We start from the raw sequence: 19,151 nt of genomic DNA, 5'->3' as shown, positions 1-19,151 counted from the left end.
TAACCCCTAGATTGACGCGCATGCTGCCCGACATCGTCACCTTCTGGCACGGCCCGATGGACGCACTGCGCCAGACCTGTCTGCGCTCGCAGCTCGCGGCCGGGCACAAGGTCACGGTCTACAGTTTCGACACCATTCCCGGCCTGCCCGCGGGCATCGGGAACGCGGACGCCGAGGCGATCCTGCCGCACGCGTTCTCCGAACGATTGCGACCGCCGCAGCCGGACGGAAGCTGGCGCGACTGGACCACGCTGCAGTTCAGCGACTTCTTCCGCATGAAGCTGATGGCGAAGAACCTCGGCCTCTGGCTCGATGCCGACGTGCTGCTGCTGAAACCCGTCGAGATCGATCCGGCAAAACCCTACTTCGCCTGGGAGCGGCCGCGCCAGCTCGGCAATTCCGTGATCTATCTGCCGGCGGAGCACGGCATCGTTGCCGCCTTCGAGGAGCTGATGGAGCAGGAGGAGCTGACGCCGAACTGGCTGTCGGTGCGCCATCGCATCACCTTCATGATGCGTCGCCTGCGCGGGGGCTCGAACCGTCTCTCGGACATTCGCGTCGCGATCTTCGGGCCGGCAGCGCTGACCGCGCTCGCGCGCCGCACCGGTGAACTACAGAACGCGCTGCCGAAGCAATCGTTCTACGCCGTGCATGCCGAGCCAAAACTGTTCTTCGATCCCTCGAGCTATCTCGGCCTCGTCACCAACCCCGAGATCATCGGCCTCCACATCTCGCCCAAGGGCCGCGGCGGCGAAAAGCCGATCCCGGGCAGCCTGTATGCGTGGGCGACGGAGCGGTTCGCGTAACTCAGTCCGCTACGCGGCGCTCTCCTGCCCCGGACGCAGCGCAGCACCATAAGCGCGTTCACGCGCGTCTTCGACGCGCTATGGTGATGCGCTGCTCAGCCGGGGCCCGGAGATGCGGCGAGATGGGTCCCGGCTCTGCGGAGCGGCACTTCGCGCCGCACCGCGTCCGGGACACGAAACCAACCACCAACGCGCCACACTCCAACGCTTCCAAATTTGATCCAGCGCAACGCGCCTCTGCACCATTGTGCCTATTCTCGCTCCAATTCCGCCGCCCGAATGGAGCTTTCCATGAGCACCGCAAGCAGGCCTTATCCCATCGTCCAGGACCTCATCGAGTCCTTTGCCGCCTGGCTGAAGCATCGCCGCGAGATGAACGAGATGCGGCAGCTCGATCGCGCCGATTTCGACCGGATCGCGCAAGATCTCAGGATCGCGCCTGACGATCTGGAGGAGCTGGTCCGTCACGGCAAGCACGCCGCCGACGAGCTGCCGAAGATGCTCGAGCAGCTCGGCATCAGCACAGACAGGCTCGGTCGTGCGCAGCCGCTGCTGCTCCGCGACATGGAGCGCGTCTGCTCGCTCTGCAATCACAAGGGACAATGCGACCGCGATCTCGCCGAGGGCACCGCCGCGGAGAACTACCACGGCTATTGTGCTAATGCTTCGACGCTGGAGTCGCTCGATCGGGCCGACGTCGCCCCGCGCTGACGTGTCGTCTGGGTCGAAAGATCAGATCGTGCCGTTTCGCGCGCATGCGTCGCGCTGGGCAAATCCTTTCACGAGCTTTCTGCACGCGCGATAGCGCTCTTCCATACTCGCTCCGCCGGCATGACCCGGAGGGCCAGGTTCGGCCGCGCTCTCTTTCTTGACTGCATGAGCTCGCGACGTTTTATCGCGCTTGGTCGGAGGTTCGGCATCCTCGGGCACCGGCACAAGCTGCCAGACTGGACGAAGCTCGATATTCGCGGTCTCCGACGGATTCTCCTTGTTGACAGAAGTCAGGGCAAGGACGTTCTTGTCCAGCTTGGCCGTAACCGGCGTTCCAATGATGGAGAATTTATCGTTCGCAATGAACTCGGCGAACGATTTGTATCCCGCCACATCCTTCGCCCATGATTGTTTCGTGGGCGGCCCCCAGAGGTAGTATCCCTTGGCCAAGCCCGTCGCGGAGACCTCCGTGACGATCAGCATGGCGTAGCGTCCCTTGCCATTGGTCCACCCACGCTTGTTGGACCACACGCCGACAAACCTGGAATTGGCGTTGAGTGGATCGTTCTGATCGGACGAGATGGTGAAGCTCGGCAATTCGAGGTGCTGAGCTGCCGCGATGACAGAGATCTTTTTGTTGTCGTCGGGCGTAAATGGATTTCGTACGGCGCGCTTGGCATCAGCCTCCTGGCGTCCGCTCGCATCGGATTTCGGAGCAGCAGCCGGAGATGATAGCGCCGCAACTTCGCTGGCCTTGAGATCCTTGATTCGCTGGCGGGCTTCGGCAGCGTGGTCGCTGCGGGGATATCTGGCGAGAAACTCCTCAAAGAGAGCTGCCACCGTCGACGTCCGGACAGCCTGCCAGAATTTCTCGTCTTCCGCGGGAGCAGCAGGCGCCGGAGCCGATGCAGCTGGTGCCTGAGCGGCGACGGCAGGGGCCTTGAGGTAGATCTCCTCCTTCGACAAGGAGCCATACACAAAGGGCTGCTGTTCGCGCCTGGTTGCCGCCATCACGTCGTCACGAACCCGGCGAAACAGAAACGATATCTCCAGGCCGGGTGTTTCGATGTGGCGAAGCAGCGACGTCGTGAACGGGCTATTCCGGCCATCGCCGTCGCTTGCCGTGGTGCCGTCCCGGGCGGCATACGCGATCAGGACGTTGTCGGACGGCTCCATCGGCGCGAGCCCGCGAGCCACGGCCCGGGTGCTCAACGAGCGCTTCATCTTCGCGGCAAAAGGGTTGTTGCGGCACGCGTCAAGTATCACGAGGCCCAACTTCCGTGCCTTCGAAACCTGAAGGCTCACCGAACGCAGGCTGATCGCCTCGCTTTCGGCGTCGGTATCGCTGCGCAGCTCGGCGCTGATTGGGATCAGCCAATTCTCGCCGCCGACTTCCATGCCGTGCCCGGCGTAGAACACGACGGCGATGTCGGACATTTCGGCGGATCGGCCGAACTCAACGACGGCCTTCCTCATCTCTTGCGCGGTGGCGTTCTTGACTTGAGTGACCTTGAAATCCAGCCGCTCCAGCGCGCGGCCGATGTCGGCCGCATCGCGAGTCGGGTTCGGCAGCTCGGGCACCTTCTCGTAGGCGCCATTGCCGATGACAAGCGCAACCCGCGCCTGCGCAAGGGCAGGCTGAGCGGACAAAAGCGACGTGACGAGAAAGACGGCTGCCCCAAAAAAACGCATCAATAGATTGCCCGGCCCCACCAATGGCTTCGAGGGTAGCACCCCTGTTCACTACCGCAACGGGAAAAGCCGAGATCGCGGGCTTCGGCGAAACAGCCGCCGTCGCGACGAGCCGACGACAAGCTGCTGATGATGCCGGTGCAGCTCGGCATCGGCGCGGAAGCACCCGGGCCAGGGCAAACTCACGCGCTGCCGCAACAATCACTGGTCGATCACCACGTGTGGCACCTCGCCCAGTAGCAAAGGGCGTCAATAGTATGATGTATGCAAGGCCCTGTTTGCGCGGCGAGGATGCCGGCAAGGTCTCCGCAATTGTCCGTGCTTGATCTCGACGAATGGCTCTGTTTGGATGGTTGCCCTTCGGCAATTCGAATTCCGGACAATCATGGCAAACGAAATAGATGGTTACCGTCGTTCGTTGGGTGCTCGTTCACCGGAAAGCGCCGTGACCGTCCACCGCACGGGCATCGGGAATCGACTATTGGCGGCGTTGCCGCCGGCGGATCTCGGTTTGCTCACGCCCTACTTCCAGAAGGTCTCGTTCGAACCCGATGCCATCCTGGTGCGGTCGGGCGATGAGCTCGACCCGGTTTATTTTCCCCATAGCGGCGCCATCGCCTTCATGATCGATATGCCGGACGGGCAAACGGTCGCAACCACCTTGATGGGACGGGAAGGCGCTTTGGCCTCGTTCTCCGTGCTCGGCCCGTCGCTGTCATCCGTGACCGCGATTGCTCGGATCGCCGGCACAGCATCGCTGATTTCCGCCGCCAAGTTTCGCGCGGCCTTTGCGCAAAGCGCCGCCATCAGGAACGTCGTGCAAGTCCACGCCCGCGCGGTGTTGTTGCAGCTCCAGCACGTCGCCGCCTGCAACGCGCTGCACCGGGTCGATGGCCGCATGGCGCGGTGGCTCCTGCAGCTGCACGACCGCGTTCCCGATGACCGGCTTCCGGTGACGCACGAGGCGCTTGCGCAATTGCTTGGGGTGCGACGGACAACAGTGACCCTGACGATGAGCAAGCTGCGCGATGCCGGCGCCGTCCCGTCCGACCGGCGCGGGTTTGTCGAGATCCATCGGGCGCGGCTCGAGAAGGTCGCATGCGATTGCTATGCGCTCATGCAGCGCAAGATCGATCAGATGTATTGCCAGGAATTGGCGGCGCCGCAGCCTGTCGATGCACCGTCCCGCGAAAGCGCCATCGTCGCGGGTGACGAATCCAGAGCCGCTTCGCGGGCGGGAAAATAGGCGATTGGGACTGACCGCCGCGATGACCGCATGGGTCACAAGCGGCAGTCCTCTTGACGTCGAGAAGATGTCCGCCTGGCGGGGAAAAGCGGATATCGCTTCTTCGAGTTGACGCCTCAGCCCTTGCTCATCGCTGCGATCGCGTCCGCGATCTCGATCGTGCGCCGCGCCATGTCGGCGTGCAGACGCTCCACCATTGCGCCATCGAGCCGGATCGCGCCGCGCGAAACGTTCTCCGGCAGCTCGAATGCCGCGATGATCTTTCGCGCGCGCGCGACTTCCTCTTCGGGCGGCGTGAAGATCGCGTTGCAGGCCTCGATCTGCGACGGATGGATCAGCGTCTTGCCGTCGAAGCCGAGGTCGCGGCCCTGTGCGCATTCGGTGGCAAAACCGTCTGAATTCGCGATGTCGCTGTAGGGGCCGTCAAGGATCTCGAGGCCATGGGCGCGCGTCGCCAGAATGCAATGGGTGATCATCGGGATCATCGCCGCGCGACCCGGCAACATCTTGATGCGCGTCTCGCGCGAGATGTCGTTCGGGCCGAACACGAAACCGGAGAGGCGCGTCTTGGGATCGCGGCCCGCGGCGGCCAGCTCCTCGGCATGAAGCACGGCGCGCGCGGTCTCGATCATCGCCCAGACCTTCACCGTCGGCGCGGCGCCGAGTTCGGCAAGGCGAGCGCCGATCGCCTGGAGATCCTCGATGCTTGAAACTTTTGGAACCAGAATGCCATCAGGCGAGGCCTTGGCGGCCATCGCGACGTCATCGGCCCACCAGGGCGTGTCGAGGCCGTTGGTCCGGATCAAAATCTCGCGCTTGCCGAATCCCTTGTCCGCGATCGCAGCGGCGATGCCGTCACGCGCCACCCCTTTGAGGTCGGGGGCGACGGAATCTTCCAGATCGAGGATCAGGCCGTCGGCGGCGAGATTTCGCGCCTTTTCCAGCGCGCGGGGGTTGGAGCCGGGCATGAACAGATGGCTGCGGCGCGGGCGGGTCATGCGAGCATTCCTTCCAGTTTCCTCGGGTGTATTCTGGAGCATGATCCCGGAAAAATGTGCGGCGGTTTTCCGAAAGGATCATGCTCAAACAACAAGCCAAGCCGATAGCATCTGGCCTGCCTATTCGAAAGGCTTGTTCGCCCCTCTGGTCTATGGTTAGGCATAGGCCATGATCACATTCCCGAAGCATTTGCTGGAAGGCTACAAGGCCTTCGCCACCCAGCGGCTGCCGACCGAGCAGAGCCGCTATCGCGAGCTGTCGGTGAAGGGGCAGTTCCCGGAAGTGATGGTGATCGGCTGCTGCGACAGCCGCGTCTCGCCCGAGGTGATCTTCGACGTCGGCCCGGGTGAACTGTTCGTCGTCCGCAACATCGCCAATCTGGTGCCGGTGTATCAGCCCGACGGCAATGCGCACGGCGTCTCCGCGGCGCTGGAATATGCCGTGACGGTGCTGAAGGTGAAACACATCGTCGTGCTCGGCCACGCGCAATGCGGCGGCATCCGTGCCTTCGTCGACAAGATCGAGCCGCTCACGCCGGGCGACTTCATCGGCAAATGGATGCAGATGTTCATCAAGCCGGGCGAAGTGGTCGAGCAGCGCGACCACGAAACCATGGCACAGTTCGTCGAGCGCATCGAGAAGGCCGCGGTGTTCCGCAGCCTGGAAAACCTGATGACGTTTCCGTTCGTGCAGAAGGCGGTGGACTCAGGCCAGATGCAGACCCATGGCGCCTATTTCGGCGTGGCAGAGGGGTCGCTGTTCGTGCTGGACAAGGTCGCGAAGGAATTCAAGAGCGTGCGCAACGCGGCTTGAATTCGTAGGGTGGGCAAAGGCGCAACGCGCCGTGCCCACCATCTTTCCCGATTGAGACCTTGGTGGGCACGCTTCGCTTTGCCCACCCTACGAGATCCCGCTCGTTACGCCGCCTTCTTCTTCGCGCTGATTAGCTTGCGGTTGATGAGGACTTCCGCGATCTGGATGGCGTTGAGCGCCGCGCCCTTGCGCAGATTGTCGGACACGCACCACAGCACGAGGCCGTTCTCCACCGTCGCGTCCTCGCGGATGCGGCTGATATAGGTTGCGTCCTCGCCGGCGGCTTCATACGGCGTGGCGTAGCCACCGGGCTCCTGCTTGTCGATGACGAGGCAGCCCGGCGCCTTGCGCAGGATGTCGCGCGCTTCGTCCGCCGTGATCGGATTCTCGAACTCGATGTTGACGGCCTCGGAGTGGCCGACGAACACCGGCACGCGCACGCAGGTCGCGGAGAGCTTGATCTTGGGATCAAGAATCTTCTTGGTCTCCGCCATCATCTTCCACTCTTCCTTGGTGTAGCCGTCCTCCATGAAGACGTCGATCTGGGGGATGACATTGAAGGCGATGCGCTTGGGGAATTTCTTCGCGATCAGCTCGCTGTTGGTGTAGACGGCCTTGGTCTGCGAGAACAATTCGTCCATCGCATCCTTGCCGGCGCCCGAGACCGATTGATAGGTCGAGACAACGACGCGCTTGATCGTCGCCTTGTCGTGCAGCGGCTTCAGCGCGACCACGAGCTGCGCGGTCGAGCAGTTCGGGTTGGCGATGATATTCTTCTTCTTGAAGCCGGCCGTCGCATCCGCGTTCACTTCCGGCACGATCAGCGGCACGTCCGGATCCATGCGCCAGGCGGACGAGTTGTCGATCACGACGGCGCCGGCGGCGCCGATCTTCGGCGACCATTCCTTCGACACCGAGCCGCCCGCCGACATCAGGCAGATATCGACATCGGAGAAGTCGTAGTGCTCGAGCGCTTTGACCTTCAGGGTGCGGTCGCCATAGGAGACCTCGACGCCGACGCTGCGGCGTGACGCCAGGGCCACGACCTCGTCCGCGGGGAATTTGCGCTCATCGAGGATGTTGAGCATTTCCCGTCCGACATTGCCGGTCGCGCCGACGACTGCGACTTTGTAACCCATCGTTCACTCTCCGATGAAAAAGCCCGTTCCTGAAGCTGACGCTTAAACAGGAAGAGCAGCGCTTCTATGCGAGAACTGGCCTCAAGACAACGTTGGACCATGCCTGAAGGCCGTGGATGCAGTCGCCAGAGGCCAGCACGGCCGCAACCCCTACCCAGATCCATCTGGCGCTCGCAGCCCTCGCCGACGAAGTCGTCGGCACGCTGGCGCGCCTGTTCGCCTATGTGGGGGCGCTGGTCCTGTTTGCCATCCTCGCGCTGGCGGCGTTCGACCAGCTGCCCAGCCTGCGTGACGATGAGCCGGCCGAGAAGCCGGGGTGGAGCGTGGCCGACCGCTCGCAACCGGCCTTCGCCCTCAGCCGGCTCGATTCATCAGAAAAAACAGCCTCTTACGTCATTCTCAGGCATCCCGAAGGCGGTCGCCGGGACGTGATGCGCTGGACCGGCGAGGCGGACAAGCCCGTGGCGGAGCTCGAGATCTACCGCGAAGGCGGCGAATTCGACGTGACCCGCCCGGCGACAGCGGACCTGGCCGTCCACATGGGCCTGGGTGACGCAACGCCGCTCGAGCAGGCCGGCCTGATCGACACGAAATTCGGTCCCGTCGCCCTGTTCCGGCCCACCGGCACGGCGGAGGCCGCGCGGGCGTGCCTCGGCTACCTCAAGCGCAGCGAGGAGCCGGCGCTCCAGATCTCCGGCTTCTCCTGCCAGGGCGACACCCTGCCCGCCCGGCGCGCGGCGATCGCCTGCACGCTGAACCGGCTGACGCTCCTGACCTCGGGCAACGAGCCGAAGCTGGCGGACTTGTTCGCCCATGCGGAGCTGAAGCGCCGCTCCTGCGCTCCCCAGGGTTCGTCGGACTGGCTGCTGGGCGCGGCGAACGCGCAATTGCGCGGGGCGCTTTGACCGGCATCAAGGTCAAGTGGCTGGTATTGATGCAACTTTTGCCAGCGCGCACGATTATTCCGAGCTGGTGTGACCCAATAGACCTAGTTGCGGCCACCCTTGCCGGGCTAGTATGGGGATGAAATCGATTGGCGGCTTGCCGCCTGAAGGGGACGTGATGAGCTCGAATTTCTCCGCCGCGAACAAACTGGCGATGTGGCTTGCGGCCGGCGCCGTGGTTGCCATGTCCTCAGCCCTCGCGACTCCCGCCTCGGCCGACACCAAGAAGCAACGTTACGACAACAGCCGGCCCTATTACGGTCCGAGCGGCCCCAACGCGGTCTATCAGCAGGGCCGCACCCGCCTTTATGTGAGCAAGCGCTCCTGGCTCGACGGCGGCACCGAGGTCAATCCGGGCGACCGCAAGTTCTCCGACTACGCTTTTCCGCCGGCGATCGGCTATCCGACCTTCGCGCGCGAGAACAACAACCGCCCGATCGATCGCCAGCCGCTGAGCACGCCGGCCGACGTCGGCGGCTATCCGCGGAATTTCCCGCTGTACTGAGCGGAATGATCGACCGAATCAAAATGGCCGGGCTCACGCCCGGCCATTTTTGTTTGTGAGCGTCCGCTTCAGGCGTTGGCTGCCGGATCGTAGCGCCTGCAAAATTCTTCGATCGCCTCGGAGCGGAAATCGCCCAGGCGCTCGAAGATGAGTTCGTCCGGCCAATCCCACCAGGCAATGCGGCGCAGGCTTGCCGCGACCGAATCGTCAAAGCGCTTGCGGATGGCACGCGCGGGAACGCCACCGACGATCGTGTAGGGCTCGACATCGCGGCTGACGACCGCGCCCGCGGCGATCACCGCGCCGTCGCCGACCGTGACGCCTGGCAACAGGATCGCGGCGTGGCCGATCCAGACATCGTTGCCGACGATCACCCGGTCGCTGCGGCGATCCGCGAAGAAGTCGCGGTCACGGCTCGCGGTCGCGTCGTAATATTCAGGGCAATAGGTGAAGCGATGCTGGGACGGCCGGCCCATCGGATGATTGGGCGCGCCGATCCGCACCGAGTTGGCGATGGCGGTGAATTTTCCGATCACCGCGTCGGCGACCTCGCAGTTCTCGCCGAGATAGGAGTAGTCGCCGAGCGAGGCATATTCGATGCGGGTGTTGGCGAGGATTTCGCAGCGCCGCCCGATCTGCGCTTCGCGCTGGCGCACCGTTTCATGGATGATGGTTTCCGCGATCTTGGGGCGGGGCGAGGCATCCATGAGGTGGCTTCCCTGAGGTCGTCGGCAGAGCCGTTGGGTGGGCAAAGGCGCGAAGCGCCGTGCCCACCATCTCGCGGCAATCGCGATCGAAATGGTGGGCACGCTATCGCTTTGCCCACCCTACGATTGCGGTGTTTGTGGCTATGCGTGCAGCTTCTGCAATTCCTTCAGGATCGCTTCGCCCATCTGCGTGGTCGAGGCGGCCGTGGTGCCTTCCGACTTGATGTCGGCGGTGCGCAGGCCGCTCGCCAGCACCGCGGCGATCGCGGCATCGACCTTGTCGGCGAGATCGCCCATGTCGAAGGAATAGCGCAGCGCCATGCCGAAGGACGAGATCATCGCGATTGGATTCGCGAGGCCCTTTCCGGCGATGTCGGGCGCCGAACCGTGCACGGGCTCGTACAGCGCCTTGCGCTTCTTGCTCTTGACGTCGACCTCGCCGAGCGAGGCCGAGGGCAGCATGCCGAGCGACCCCGTCAGCATTGCCGCGATGTCGGAGAGCATGTCGCCGAACAGATTGTCGGTGACGATGACGTCGAACTGCTTCGGCGCCTTCACCAGCATCATGCCGCCGGAATCGGCGAGCTGGTGCTCGAGCGTCACGTCAGGATATTCGCGCTTGTGGACCGCCGTCATGACCTCGTTCCAGAGCACGCCCGACTTCATGACGTTGCGCTTCTCCATCGACGTCACCTTGTTCTTGCGCTTCCTGGCAAGCTCGAAGGCGACGCGGCCGATACGCTCGATCTCATAAGTGTCGTAGACCTGAGTATCGACGGCACGCTTCTGGCCGTTGCCGAGATCGGTGATGGTCTTGGGCTCGCCGAAATAGACGCCGCCGGTGAGCTCGCGCACGATGACGATGTCGAGACCCTCGACCGCCTCACGCTTCAGGCTGGAGGCATCGGCCAGCGCCGGATAGCACACCGCGGGGCGGAGGTTGGCGAACAGGGCGAGATCCTTGCGCAGGCGGAGCAGGCCGGCTTCGGGGCGCACCTCGTAAGGAACGGCATCCCACTTCGGGCCGCCGACCGCGCCGAAGATAATGGCGTCGGCGGCCAGCGCCTTGGCCATGTCGCCCTCGGAGATCGACACCTTGTGGGCGTCATAGGCGGAGCCGCCGACCAGGCCGGTATCGGTCTCGAATTTGGCGATCCCTGCCGAATTGAGCCAGTCGATCAGCCGCTTCACCTCGCCCATCACCTCGGGGCCGATACCGTCGCCGGGGAGCAGCAGCAATTTGTGGGTCGCCATGGTCGTTTCCTCTGAGATCGAATTCGGCCGGAGTGCTAGAGCGGCGTTGCGCGCTTGGCAAGACACCATTGCCGCCTCGCGGCTGTGCAAGGCCCGCAGGGCCTGCCACAGTGGGCGCGCCGGAGTATCCCTTGCGCGCCCCTGATCGTCCCCCGCCCGACGCACACCCCGCGCGGCTGATCCTGACCCTGTCGCTGGCAGCGACGGTCGGGCTCGGCATCGGCCGCTTTGCCTATGCGCTGGTGCTGCCTGATATGCGGGAGGACCTCGGCTGGTCCTACTCGGCGGCGGGTTTCATGAACACCATCAATGCCGTCGGCTACCTCGTGGGCGCGCTTGTCGCGTCCCGGCTGATCCAGCGCGTCGGCTGGTCGGCGGCGATCCGCGGCGGAACCCTCGCCTGCGTCGCCGCACTCGCCACCTGCGCGCTGACAGGCAATTTCGTGGCGCTGAGCCTCGCACGCCTCGTGCTGGGCTTAGGGGCCGCGGCCGGCTTCGTCGCCGGCGGCGCGCTGGCCGCGGCTATCGCGCAGTCGCGCCCGGAACGGGCCAATTTCCTGCTCAGCCTGTTCTATGCCGGGCCCGGCATCGGGATTCTCGCCTCGGGGTTGATCGCCCCGTTCACGCTGCAATATTTCGGGCCGGGCTCGTGGTGGCTGGTGTGGTGGGCGCTGACGCTGCTGTCCGTCGTGATGACCGTGCCGCTGTTCCTGATCCGCATCGAGAGTGGGGTGCGCTTCTCGGAAGGCAGCCACGCCGCCTTCGCGATTCTGCCAGTACTGATCTATCTCGCCGGCTACTTCCTGTTTGGTGCCGGCTACATCGCCTACATGACCTTCATGATCGCCTATGTGCGCGATGGCGGCGGCGGCGCCGCGGCGCAGGCCGCGTTCTGGAGCCTGATCGGCCTCAGCGCCTTCGTCACACCCTGGGTCTGGCGCGGCGTGCTGGCGCTCGACCGCGGCGGACTTGCCACCGCCATCATCCTCGGCACCAACGCGCTCGGCGCGGCCTTGCCGATGCTCGGGCATTCGCCGGCGTGGCTCGCGGTTTCGGCGGTCGTGTTCGGCGTCGCCTTCTTCGCCGTGGTCGGCTCGACCACGGCCTTCGTCCGCTTCAACTATCCGCCGGAGGCGTGGCCCACCGCGATCGCAGCGATGACGATCTCGTTCGGCGTCGGCCAGACGCTCGGCCCGATCGTGGTCGGCGCGATCACGGATGCGTTGGGGAGTCTGAGTTACGCATTGAATGTGTCGGCGGCGCTGCTGGCGCTGGGGGCGGTTGCCGCGTTGTGCCAGCGCAAGGTGGGGCCGGCCAAAGAATCGGTGCCGTAGGGTGGGCAAAGGCGCAAAGCGCCGTGCCCACCATGACCGTTGTCGCGGATACAGCATCGGTGGGCACGCTTCCGCCTTCGCTCTTCGAGCTATGGCGGACAAGTCGCTTTGCCCACCCTACGGCAGCGGAGCTAGCTCCCGCTGAACGAATTGTACCCCTGGTCTTCCCAGTAGCCGCCCTTGTAGTCGTTGGTGACTTCCATCGAGACCACGTATTTCGGGTTCTTGAAGCCGAGTTTCGTCGGCACGCGGATCTTCATCGGGAAGCCGTAGGCGCGCGGCAAAATCTCGTTCGCGTATTTGAACGTCATCTGGGTTTGCGGATGCAGCGCACTGCGCATGTCCAGGGGCGAGTTGTAGCCGTCCTTGTCGGCGCACTGGAACCAGACATACTTTGCGCGCGTGTCGGCGCCGATCAGCTTGAGGAAATCGCGGAGCGGCGTGCCGGTCCAGCTTCCGATCGCGCTCCAGCCCTCGACACAGATGTGGCGGGTGATCTGCGTGACCTGCGGCAGCTTGTAGAGCTCGTCCAGCGTCCAGGACTTCTTGTTGTCGACGAGACCGCGCACCTCGAGCTTCCAGTCGGCGCCGTCGACATCAGGCGCATCGTCGAGATCGTAATAGGCGTTGAACGGGAACGGCTTTGTAATCGCGCTCTCGGGGAAGGTCGGCGCCAGCGCATCCGGATTGAACATCCAGGCCTGCACGGCGTCGTTGAATTTCGAGACCTTCGCCAGCAGGGTGTCGGCCGACGAGGAATCGACGACGTCGCAGCCGGTGAGCAGCGTCAGCGCGCCGAGGCTGGCGCCGCCGGCGATGAAGCGGCGGCGGGTGAAGTCCGGCATGGACTTGATGGAGTCCTTGATCAGCAGCCGCTTGTCGACGCCGGGGATGAGGAATGAGCGCTTGGCCATAACGGGTCTCACATATTTATCTTGAGCATGATCTTGTCGGAAAACCGGTTCCCACTTTTCCGGATCATGCTCTCAGCGACCAATGATCATCGCGCGCAGGCTCTTCGGCACCAGCAGCGCGAGCAGGACGTGAATGACGAGGAAGGCGCAGATCGCGGCCATGCAGAAGAAGTGCACGTAGCGCGCGGTCGGATAGTCACCGAACAGCATCACGAGCCAATGCAGTTGTACCGGCTTCCACATCGACAGGCCCGACAGCACGATCAGCACGCCAACCACGATGATGCCGGCGTAGAGTGCCCGCTGCACGTAATTGTAGACGCTCAGATCGTCATGGCCGAGCTTGAAGGTCAGGGCAGCCCTGACGTCGTGGAGCACACCGGACGGCGTGATCGGCAGCAATTTTTTGCGGAAGCGGCCGGTGGCGAAGCCGGTGATGAGATAGGCGAGGCCGTTGATCATCAAGAGCCACATGGCCGCAAAGTGCCAGAGCAGGCCGCCGCCGAGCCAGCCGCCGAGGGTATATTCGCGCGGGAAACTGAAGCCGAACAGCGGCGAGGCGTTGTAGATTTGCCAGCCCGACAGGATCATCAGGATCATGGCGACCGCGTTGGTCCAGTGCATGACGCGGACCCAGGCCGGCTGGATCACTTTGGCGGGGGTGGCGCTGACCTGCTCGTCGCTGACTGTGAGGCTCGACATGATGGTTCCGTCCTGAAGGTCGTCTGACACCGAATATACGCCGATACTTCCGCTTTCGTTACGCCCCCGCACGACGGCGAATCGAGTCTGCGGGCGACCTTGGTCACAATAAAGCGAGCCGGGTGCCCCCGGCTCGCCGTCTCAAAGCATCCTGTTCCGGGGATGAAACAGGGGTGGGCGGTGTTACGTCGCCGGCATCAGCACGGTATCGACCACATGGATCACGCCGTTCGACTGGTTGACGTTGGAGATCGTCACCATCGAGGTGCCGCCCTTGGCATCGACGATCCAGACCTTGCCGTCCTGCTTCTTCACCGTCAGCTCCTCGCCTTCGGCGGTCTTCATCTTCTTGCCGTCGGTGAGGTCGGAGGCCTCGAGCTTGCCGGGCACGACATGGTAGGTGAGGATCTTGGTCAAGGTCGCCTTGTTCTCGGGCTTGACCAGATTGTCGACGGTGCCGGCCGGCAGTTTGCCGAAGGCGGCGTTGGTGGGCGCGAACACCGTGAACGGGCCCTTGCTTTCCAGCGTCGGCACCAGGCCGGCCGCCTTCACCGCCGCCACCAGCGTGGTGTGATCCTTCGAGTTGACGGCGTTCTGGACGATGTTCTTGGACGGGAACATCGCGGCGCCACCGACCATGACGGTCTTCTCCTCGGCGCGGACAGGCGCGACGACGGTCGCGGTGATGGCCAGGGCGCTGAAGGCGGCGGCAGCGAGGTAGGCAATACGCTTCGACATGGAGAGTCTCCCGATTGAATTGTGACCGGCAATGGCCGGCGTTTGCGTTGGGGCAACAACGGCGCCTGCGACCTTTTGGCGTGAAGCAGCAGTGCCGTCGTTGGACCGAACTACGGGAGGGTTCGCGATGGGGTTTCGGGAAATAATTTATCGTGATGCGTGAAACTAAGCGGGGGTACGTTCGTGTGTGAGCGAGCGCGCCACACATCTCAGGAGCCGTAGGGTGGGCAAAGGCGCGCATGCGCCGTGCCCACCATCTCTCGCTCGATTGAGATAGGCATGGTGGGCACGCTTCGCTTTGCCCACCCTACAAGGCTCAATCCCTGTTGTTCGGCGTCTGAATGAATCCGCGATTATGCGTCGGGCTGATCAGGAGCTCGTTGATGCAGACGCGCGGCGGCATCGATGCGATGAACGCGATGGTGCGGCCGAGATCTTCCGATTGCAGCATCTTGGCCTGCTCCGCCTCGCTCGGCACCACCGGGCGCAGCTTCAGGATCGGGGTCGCCACCTCGCCCGGCATCAGGCAGCAGGCGCGCAGGCCGTTGACGCATTCGTCCATGTTGAAGGAATGAGTCAGCGCCAGCACCGCATGCTTGGTGGTGGTGTAGGCCGGGCCCGGCATCTTCGAGACGTGGCGGCCGGCCCAGGACGAGACGTTGATGATCGAGCCATCCTGCTGCTTGCGCATCGTGGGCAACACTGCGCGCATGCAATACAGCACGCCGTTGAGGTTGACCTGGACGAGCTTGTCCCAGCCCTCCAGTTCCATGTCCTCCCAGCTCCGCTTGGGGACATTGATACCGGCATTGTTCACGAGCAGGTCGATGCGGCCGTGCTTTGCGACGATTTGATCGGCCGCTTTCTGGGCTTCGGCGGCGTTGGACACATCCAGCGCAATGGCCTCGGCTGCCCCGCCTACCCCGGCAATCCTGGCAACCACGGTATCCAGGACATCCTTGCGGCGGCCCGAGACCACGACTATCCAGCCGTCGGCCGCGAGCGCCTCGGCGCCGGCCTCCCCGATGCCGCTGCCGCCGCCCGTCACCCAGGCCACGCGTTTCCCGTTTTTGGTCATGCAAACTGTCTCCGTTGCTTCATTGGGGCGGTTTTTGCTAATCCAGCCCTCGGTTTTGACCGGCCTTGTTGCCTTGCGGTCGAGGAAATCTTGCATGAACCAAGCTGCCAACGCCAACCTGTTTTCCCGCCTGTTCGACGGTCTGGACGATCCCAAACGCCTCGCGGTCGAGACGCAGGACGGCGGCCGTATCAGCTATGGCGACCTGATCGCGCGGGCCGGGCAGATGGCGAATGTGCTGGTCGCGCGCGGCGTGAAGCCCGGCGACCGCGTCGCGGTGCAGGTGGAGAAATCGGTCGCCGATATCGTGCTGTATCTCGCCACCGTGCGTGCCGGCGCGGTCTATTTGCCGCTGAACACGGCCTATACGCTGAACGAGCTCGATTACTTCGTCGGCGATGCCGAGCCGTCGCTGGTGGTCTGCGATCCCTCCAAGGCCGAGGGCCTCGCCCCGATCGCCGCCAAGGTGAAGGCCAGGGTCGAGACGCTCGGGCCCGACGGCAAGGGCTCGCTGACGGAAGCCGCCGACAAGGCCAGCAGCGAATTCGCGACCGTCTCGCGGGCAAACGACGATCTCGCCGCGATCCTCTACACGTCGGGCACCACCGGCCGCTCCAAGGGCGCGATGCTGACGCACGACAATCTCGCGTCGAACTCGCTCTCGCTCGTCGGCTACTGGCGCTTCACCGACAAGGACGTGCTGATCCACGCGCTGCCGATCTACCATACGCACGGCCTGTTCGTGGCGACCAACGTCACGCTGTTTTCGCGGGCGTCGATGATCTTCCTGCCGAAGCTCGACCCGGACCTGATCATCAAGCTGATGGCGCGCGCCACGGTGCTGATGGGCGTGCCGACCTTCTACACACGGCTGCTCCAGAACTCCGCGCTGTCGCGCGAGACCACAAAGCACATGCGGCTGTTCATCTCGGGCTCCGCGCCGCTGCTCGCCGAAACCCATCGCGAATGGTCGGCGCGCACGGGCCATGCGGTGCTCGAGCGCTACGGCATGACCGAGACCAACATGAACACGTCGAACCCGTATGACGGCGAGCGCGTGCCCGGCGCGGTCGGCTTTCCTCTCCCCGGCGTCTCCGTGCGCGTGACCGAGCCCGAGACGGGCAAGGAGCTGCCGCGCGACGAAATCGGCATGATCGAGGTGAAGGGCCCGAACGTCTTTAGGGGTTATTGGCGCATGCCGGAGAAGACCAAGTCCGAATTCCGGCCCGACGGCTTCTTCATCACCGGCGACCTCGGCAAGATCGACGACAAGGGCTACGTCCACATTCTCGGCCGCGGCAAGGATCTCGTGATCTCCGGCGGCTTCAACGTCTACCCCAAGGAAATCGAAAGTGAGCTCGACGCCATGCCCGGCGTGGTCGAGTCCGCCGTGATCGGCGTGCCACATGCCGATTTCGGCGAGGGGGTCACGGCCGTGCTCGTCTGCAACAAGGGCGCCGACGTCACTGAGGCCGCGGTGCTCAAGGCGCTCGACGGAAGGCTGGCAAAGTTCAAGATGCCCAAGCGCGTCTTCGTCGTCGACGAACTGCCGCGGAATACGATGGGCAAAGTGCAGAAGAACGTGCTGCGGGATACCTACAAGGATATTTACGCGAAGAAATAGAGAGCTCAATCGCTCCGGGGGTGGGGGACATGAACCGAGAGCAAGCTAAAAAGATACACAAGCACCTGCTTGATGCCGCAGCAGCATTCCGGCGAGCTGAGGCCGCGATCGTCGATGTTGGCGACGACGGCAGAAAGCTGTTTGCAGAACCGCTTATAACGGCGGTTTTCAATTTGCAGTTCAAGCTTCTGCGACTGATCTACAAAAGATATCCGGACCTTGAGCCACCAGGCCGGCCTCCCACAATCGACAGCACGCTCCGATGGGAGAATGTTTTTCTTCCATCGTCTGTGCTGGAGACTGATTTGGATCGCATCATTTTCTCTGTCATGAAGCCACGATGGCAGAAGGTCGCGATGGTTCTGTACTGCGCGGTTGAGAAGGTCGAAAAGGAAGAAGCGCTAGCGGCTCCTGTCGACTTTGAGGTCTTTGCGGCCCGCATTCAGGCGTTGGTCGAGGCCGATCTTCTGGAAGCGCAAGGCAATCTTCAAATGTGGGGCCGCAGCGAAGTGAGATTGAAGGACCGATCCGTCAACTAGCACGCAATCCGTAGGGTGGGTTAGCCGAAGGCGTAACCCACCACTTTAGTCTCCGCGATGCGAGAAGTGGTGGGTTACGCTGCGCTAACCCACCCTACGATGCCAGCGCTTACTGCCCGCCCACCAAGCTCATCACGAACCGGCTGCCGACGATAAACAGATAGCACCCGAACGCCACCTCCAGCGTTCGCTTCGACATCGCATGCGCGGCTCTCACGCCGAGCGGCGCTGTCACGAGGCTCATCGGCATCACCAGCACGGCGCCGATCAGCGAGACGTAACCGAGCGCGAACGGCATTTGCAGCGCTGCGACGGCCGGATAGGTCGCCGCGGCCGGCCAGCCGGCATAGATGTAGCCGAGCGCGCCGGGGATCGAGATCAGGACCGCGAGTGCCGACGAGGTCGCCACTGCCTGGTGGATGGGGCGGCCGTAGAACGTCATCAGCAGGTTCGAGAACAAGCCGCCGCCGATGCCCATCAGCGTCGAGAGGATACCGACGCAGAAGCCGTAGACGCGCATCAGCGGGCCTTTGGGCAGATCGTCGCCGAACTTCCAGCCCTCGCGCGCAAAGATGAGACGCGCCGACGCGGAATAGGCGACGCAGACGAACACGATCTTGAACAGTTTCTCCGGCGCGTAACGCGCGATGACGCTGCCGGCGACGACGCCGATCACGATCGGCAGCCACCACACGCGCAGGATCGACGTGTCGACGGCGCCGCGCTTGTAGTGCGCCTGGAACGAGCGGATCGACGTCGGGATGATCACCGCGAGCGAGGTGCCGATGCAGAGCGGCATGCGCACTTCGAGCGGCACGCCGGCGATGCGGAAGCATTCGTAGAACACCGGCACGAGAATCGCGCCGCCGCCAATGCCGAACACGCCGGCCAGGAATCCCGAGAGCGCGCCGGTTGCGATCAGCAACAGCGCGAGCTCGACGATCTCCTTGATATCAAGACCTGCAATCACCCCTGACCTGCCCCGGCGACTGGTCGCAACTTCTCCGAAACACGCGTTCGGAAAGCTGCGTGCGGAGCTTTAGGCGATCTGATTCTCGCGGTCGACACGCCACGTCTTGCGGCTGGGGTGGAATGCAAGGTGCGCATATCCGGACAGGGTCAAACCGGGCCGGGGCGGGAGCGGATTGGTGCCGTCCGAATGGCGTTAGCGGCCCAAATGACCGGCGCCGGGCAGGTTTGGACGGCATGGTCCGTTTAGAGGCGTTCCAATAGCAATTTCAACGCGCATCGGTCCCTTCAGAACAAATGAATCTCGATTTTGTTTTTCGTTGGCGGACAGAAGTGCTGGTATACCAAGCCACTGATTGGCCTTGCATCATCAACGCTCTAGAGCTGAACCGCGGTTCGATTTATGGCGATTTGGTGATTGCGCAGGCGAAATCGAC

The 19,151-nt window shown here is 63.6% G+C and carries 19 protein-coding genes; 9 read left to right on the top strand and 10 right to left on the bottom strand.

Annotation, left to right across the window (positions count from 1 at the left end):
• Positions 1–20: 20 nt before the first annotated feature.
• Positions 21–806, top strand: coding sequence for a hypothetical protein (locus IVB46_RS32885; protein ID WP_135213881.1), 786 nt, complete (start codon positions 21–23; stop codon positions 804–806).
• A 291-nt stretch (positions 807–1,097) separates the two neighbouring features.
• Positions 1,098–1,517 carry a DUF6455 family protein gene (locus tag IVB46_RS32880; protein ID WP_247344303.1) on the top strand — a complete coding sequence of 140 codons (420 nt, stop codon included), beginning with the start codon at positions 1,098–1,100 and terminating at the stop codon, positions 1,515–1,517.
• Between the two features lie 21 nt (positions 1,518–1,538).
• On the opposite strand, the gene IVB46_RS32875 is transcribed toward IVB46_RS32880, so the two are convergent.
• Positions 1,539–3,209 (bottom strand): caspase family protein, encoded by a 1,671-nt coding sequence (locus IVB46_RS32875; RefSeq protein ID WP_247306722.1) that lies wholly within the window; start codon positions 3,207–3,209, stop codon positions 1,539–1,541.
• A gap of 445 nt (positions 3,210–3,654) precedes the next feature.
• On the opposite strand from IVB46_RS32875, the gene IVB46_RS32870 reads away from it, so the two are divergent.
• Positions 3,655–4,455: a Crp/Fnr family transcriptional regulator gene (locus IVB46_RS32870; RefSeq protein WP_063980381.1), complete on the top strand. Its 801-nt coding sequence runs from the start codon at positions 3,655–3,657 to the stop codon at positions 4,453–4,455.
• Positions 4,456–4,571: 116 nt separating this feature from the next.
• On the opposite strand, the gene IVB46_RS32865 is transcribed toward IVB46_RS32870, so the two are convergent.
• On the bottom strand, positions 4,572–5,453 hold the full coding sequence (locus tag IVB46_RS32865) for a CoA ester lyase (protein WP_071908673.1): 882 nt from the start codon (positions 5,451–5,453) through the stop codon (positions 4,572–4,574).
• A 169-nt stretch (positions 5,454–5,622) separates the two neighbouring features.
• Between IVB46_RS32865 and IVB46_RS32860 the strand changes: the two genes are divergently transcribed.
• A complete protein-coding gene (locus IVB46_RS32860) occupies positions 5,623–6,267 on the top strand; it encodes a carbonic anhydrase (RefSeq protein WP_063980379.1) in 645 nt (214 codons plus the stop codon).
• Positions 6,268–6,371: 104 nt separating this feature from the next.
• Here the strand turns inward: IVB46_RS32860 and IVB46_RS32855 are convergent, their stop codons facing one another.
• Complete coding sequence (locus tag IVB46_RS32855) at positions 6,372–7,406, bottom strand: aspartate-semialdehyde dehydrogenase (protein WP_247306718.1); 1,035 nt, start codon at positions 7,404–7,406, stop codon at positions 6,372–6,374.
• A gap of 116 nt (positions 7,407–7,522) precedes the next feature.
• On the opposite strand from IVB46_RS32855, the gene IVB46_RS32850 reads away from it, so the two are divergent.
• Both IVB46_RS32850 and IVB46_RS32845 read left to right on the top strand, forming a co-directional pair.
• Positions 7,523–8,311 (top strand): hypothetical protein, encoded by a 789-nt coding sequence (locus IVB46_RS32850; RefSeq protein WP_247306700.1) that lies wholly within the window; start codon positions 7,523–7,525, stop codon positions 8,309–8,311.
• 157 nt (positions 8,312–8,468) lie between these two features.
• Complete coding sequence (locus IVB46_RS32845) at positions 8,469–8,855, top strand: hypothetical protein (protein ID WP_028158592.1); 387 nt, start codon at positions 8,469–8,471, stop codon at positions 8,853–8,855.
• 68 nt (positions 8,856–8,923) lie between these two features.
• Here the strand turns inward: IVB46_RS32845 and IVB46_RS32840 are convergent, their stop codons facing one another.
• Together IVB46_RS32840 and leuB are read right to left on the bottom strand one after the other, a co-directional pair.
• Complete coding sequence (locus IVB46_RS32840) at positions 8,924–9,562, bottom strand: DapH/DapD/GlmU-related protein (protein WP_247306697.1); 639 nt, start codon at positions 9,560–9,562, stop codon at positions 8,924–8,926.
• 141 nt (positions 9,563–9,703) lie between these two features.
• Complete coding sequence (leuB, locus tag IVB46_RS32835; RefSeq protein ID WP_071908678.1) at positions 9,704–10,816, bottom strand: 3-isopropylmalate dehydrogenase; 1,113 nt, start codon at positions 10,814–10,816, stop codon at positions 9,704–9,706.
• Between the two features lie 131 nt (positions 10,817–10,947).
• Here leuB and IVB46_RS32830 point away from each other — a divergent pair, with 131 nt between their 5' ends.
• Positions 10,948–12,150: a YbfB/YjiJ family MFS transporter gene (locus IVB46_RS32830; protein WP_166346833.1), complete on the top strand. Its 1,203-nt coding sequence runs from the start codon at positions 10,948–10,950 to the stop codon at positions 12,148–12,150.
• Positions 12,151–12,281: 131 nt separating this feature from the next.
• Here IVB46_RS32830 and IVB46_RS32825 read toward each other — a convergent pair whose 3' ends face one another.
• The 4 genes from IVB46_RS32825 to IVB46_RS32810 all read right to left on the bottom strand — a co-directional run bounded on the left by IVB46_RS32825 (position 12,282) and on the right by IVB46_RS32810 (position 15,582).
• Positions 12,282–13,064: a molybdopterin-binding protein gene (locus IVB46_RS32825; RefSeq protein ID WP_063980374.1), complete on the bottom strand. Its 783-nt coding sequence runs from the start codon at positions 13,062–13,064 to the stop codon at positions 12,282–12,284.
• A gap of 72 nt (positions 13,065–13,136) precedes the next feature.
• Entirely contained in the window at positions 13,137–13,766 is a 630-nt protein-coding gene (locus tag IVB46_RS32820) for a cytochrome b/b6 domain-containing protein (protein ID WP_085403096.1), read from the bottom strand.
• Between the two features lie 183 nt (positions 13,767–13,949).
• Positions 13,950–14,504, bottom strand: a complete 555-nt coding sequence (locus IVB46_RS32815; protein ID WP_014490676.1) for a fasciclin domain-containing protein — start codon at positions 14,502–14,504, stop codon at positions 13,950–13,952.
• 316 nt (positions 14,505–14,820) lie between these two features.
• Entirely contained in the window at positions 14,821–15,582 is a 762-nt protein-coding gene (locus tag IVB46_RS32810; protein WP_247306694.1) for an SDR family NAD(P)-dependent oxidoreductase, read from the bottom strand.
• Positions 15,583–15,676: 94 nt separating this feature from the next.
• Here IVB46_RS32810 and IVB46_RS32805 point away from each other — a divergent pair, with 94 nt between their 5' ends.
• The gene (locus IVB46_RS32805; RefSeq protein WP_247344299.1) at positions 15,677–17,206 is read left to right on the top strand and encodes a malonyl-CoA synthase; all 1,530 of its coding nucleotides are present in this window, start codon (positions 15,677–15,679) and stop codon (positions 17,204–17,206) included.
• 29 nt (positions 17,207–17,235) lie between these two features.
• A complete protein-coding gene (locus IVB46_RS32800; RefSeq protein WP_247306688.1) occupies positions 17,236–17,745 on the top strand; it encodes a hypothetical protein in 510 nt (169 codons plus the stop codon).
• Between the two features lie 109 nt (positions 17,746–17,854).
• Here IVB46_RS32800 and IVB46_RS32795 read toward each other — a convergent pair whose 3' ends face one another.
• The gene (locus tag IVB46_RS32795) at positions 17,855–18,715 is read right to left on the bottom strand and encodes a sulfite exporter TauE/SafE family protein (RefSeq protein ID WP_247306685.1); all 861 of its coding nucleotides are present in this window, start codon (positions 18,713–18,715) and stop codon (positions 17,855–17,857) included.
• Positions 18,716–19,151 lie beyond the last annotated feature (436 nt).

This window comes from Bradyrhizobium sp. 61 (assembly GCF_023073075.1).
GTDB classification, from domain to species: Bacteria; Pseudomonadota; Alphaproteobacteria; order Rhizobiales; family Xanthobacteraceae; genus Bradyrhizobium; species Bradyrhizobium barranii.
The sequence above is the reverse complement of the archived record's forward strand: the minus strand, read 5'-3'. Positions and strand labels throughout refer to the sequence as shown.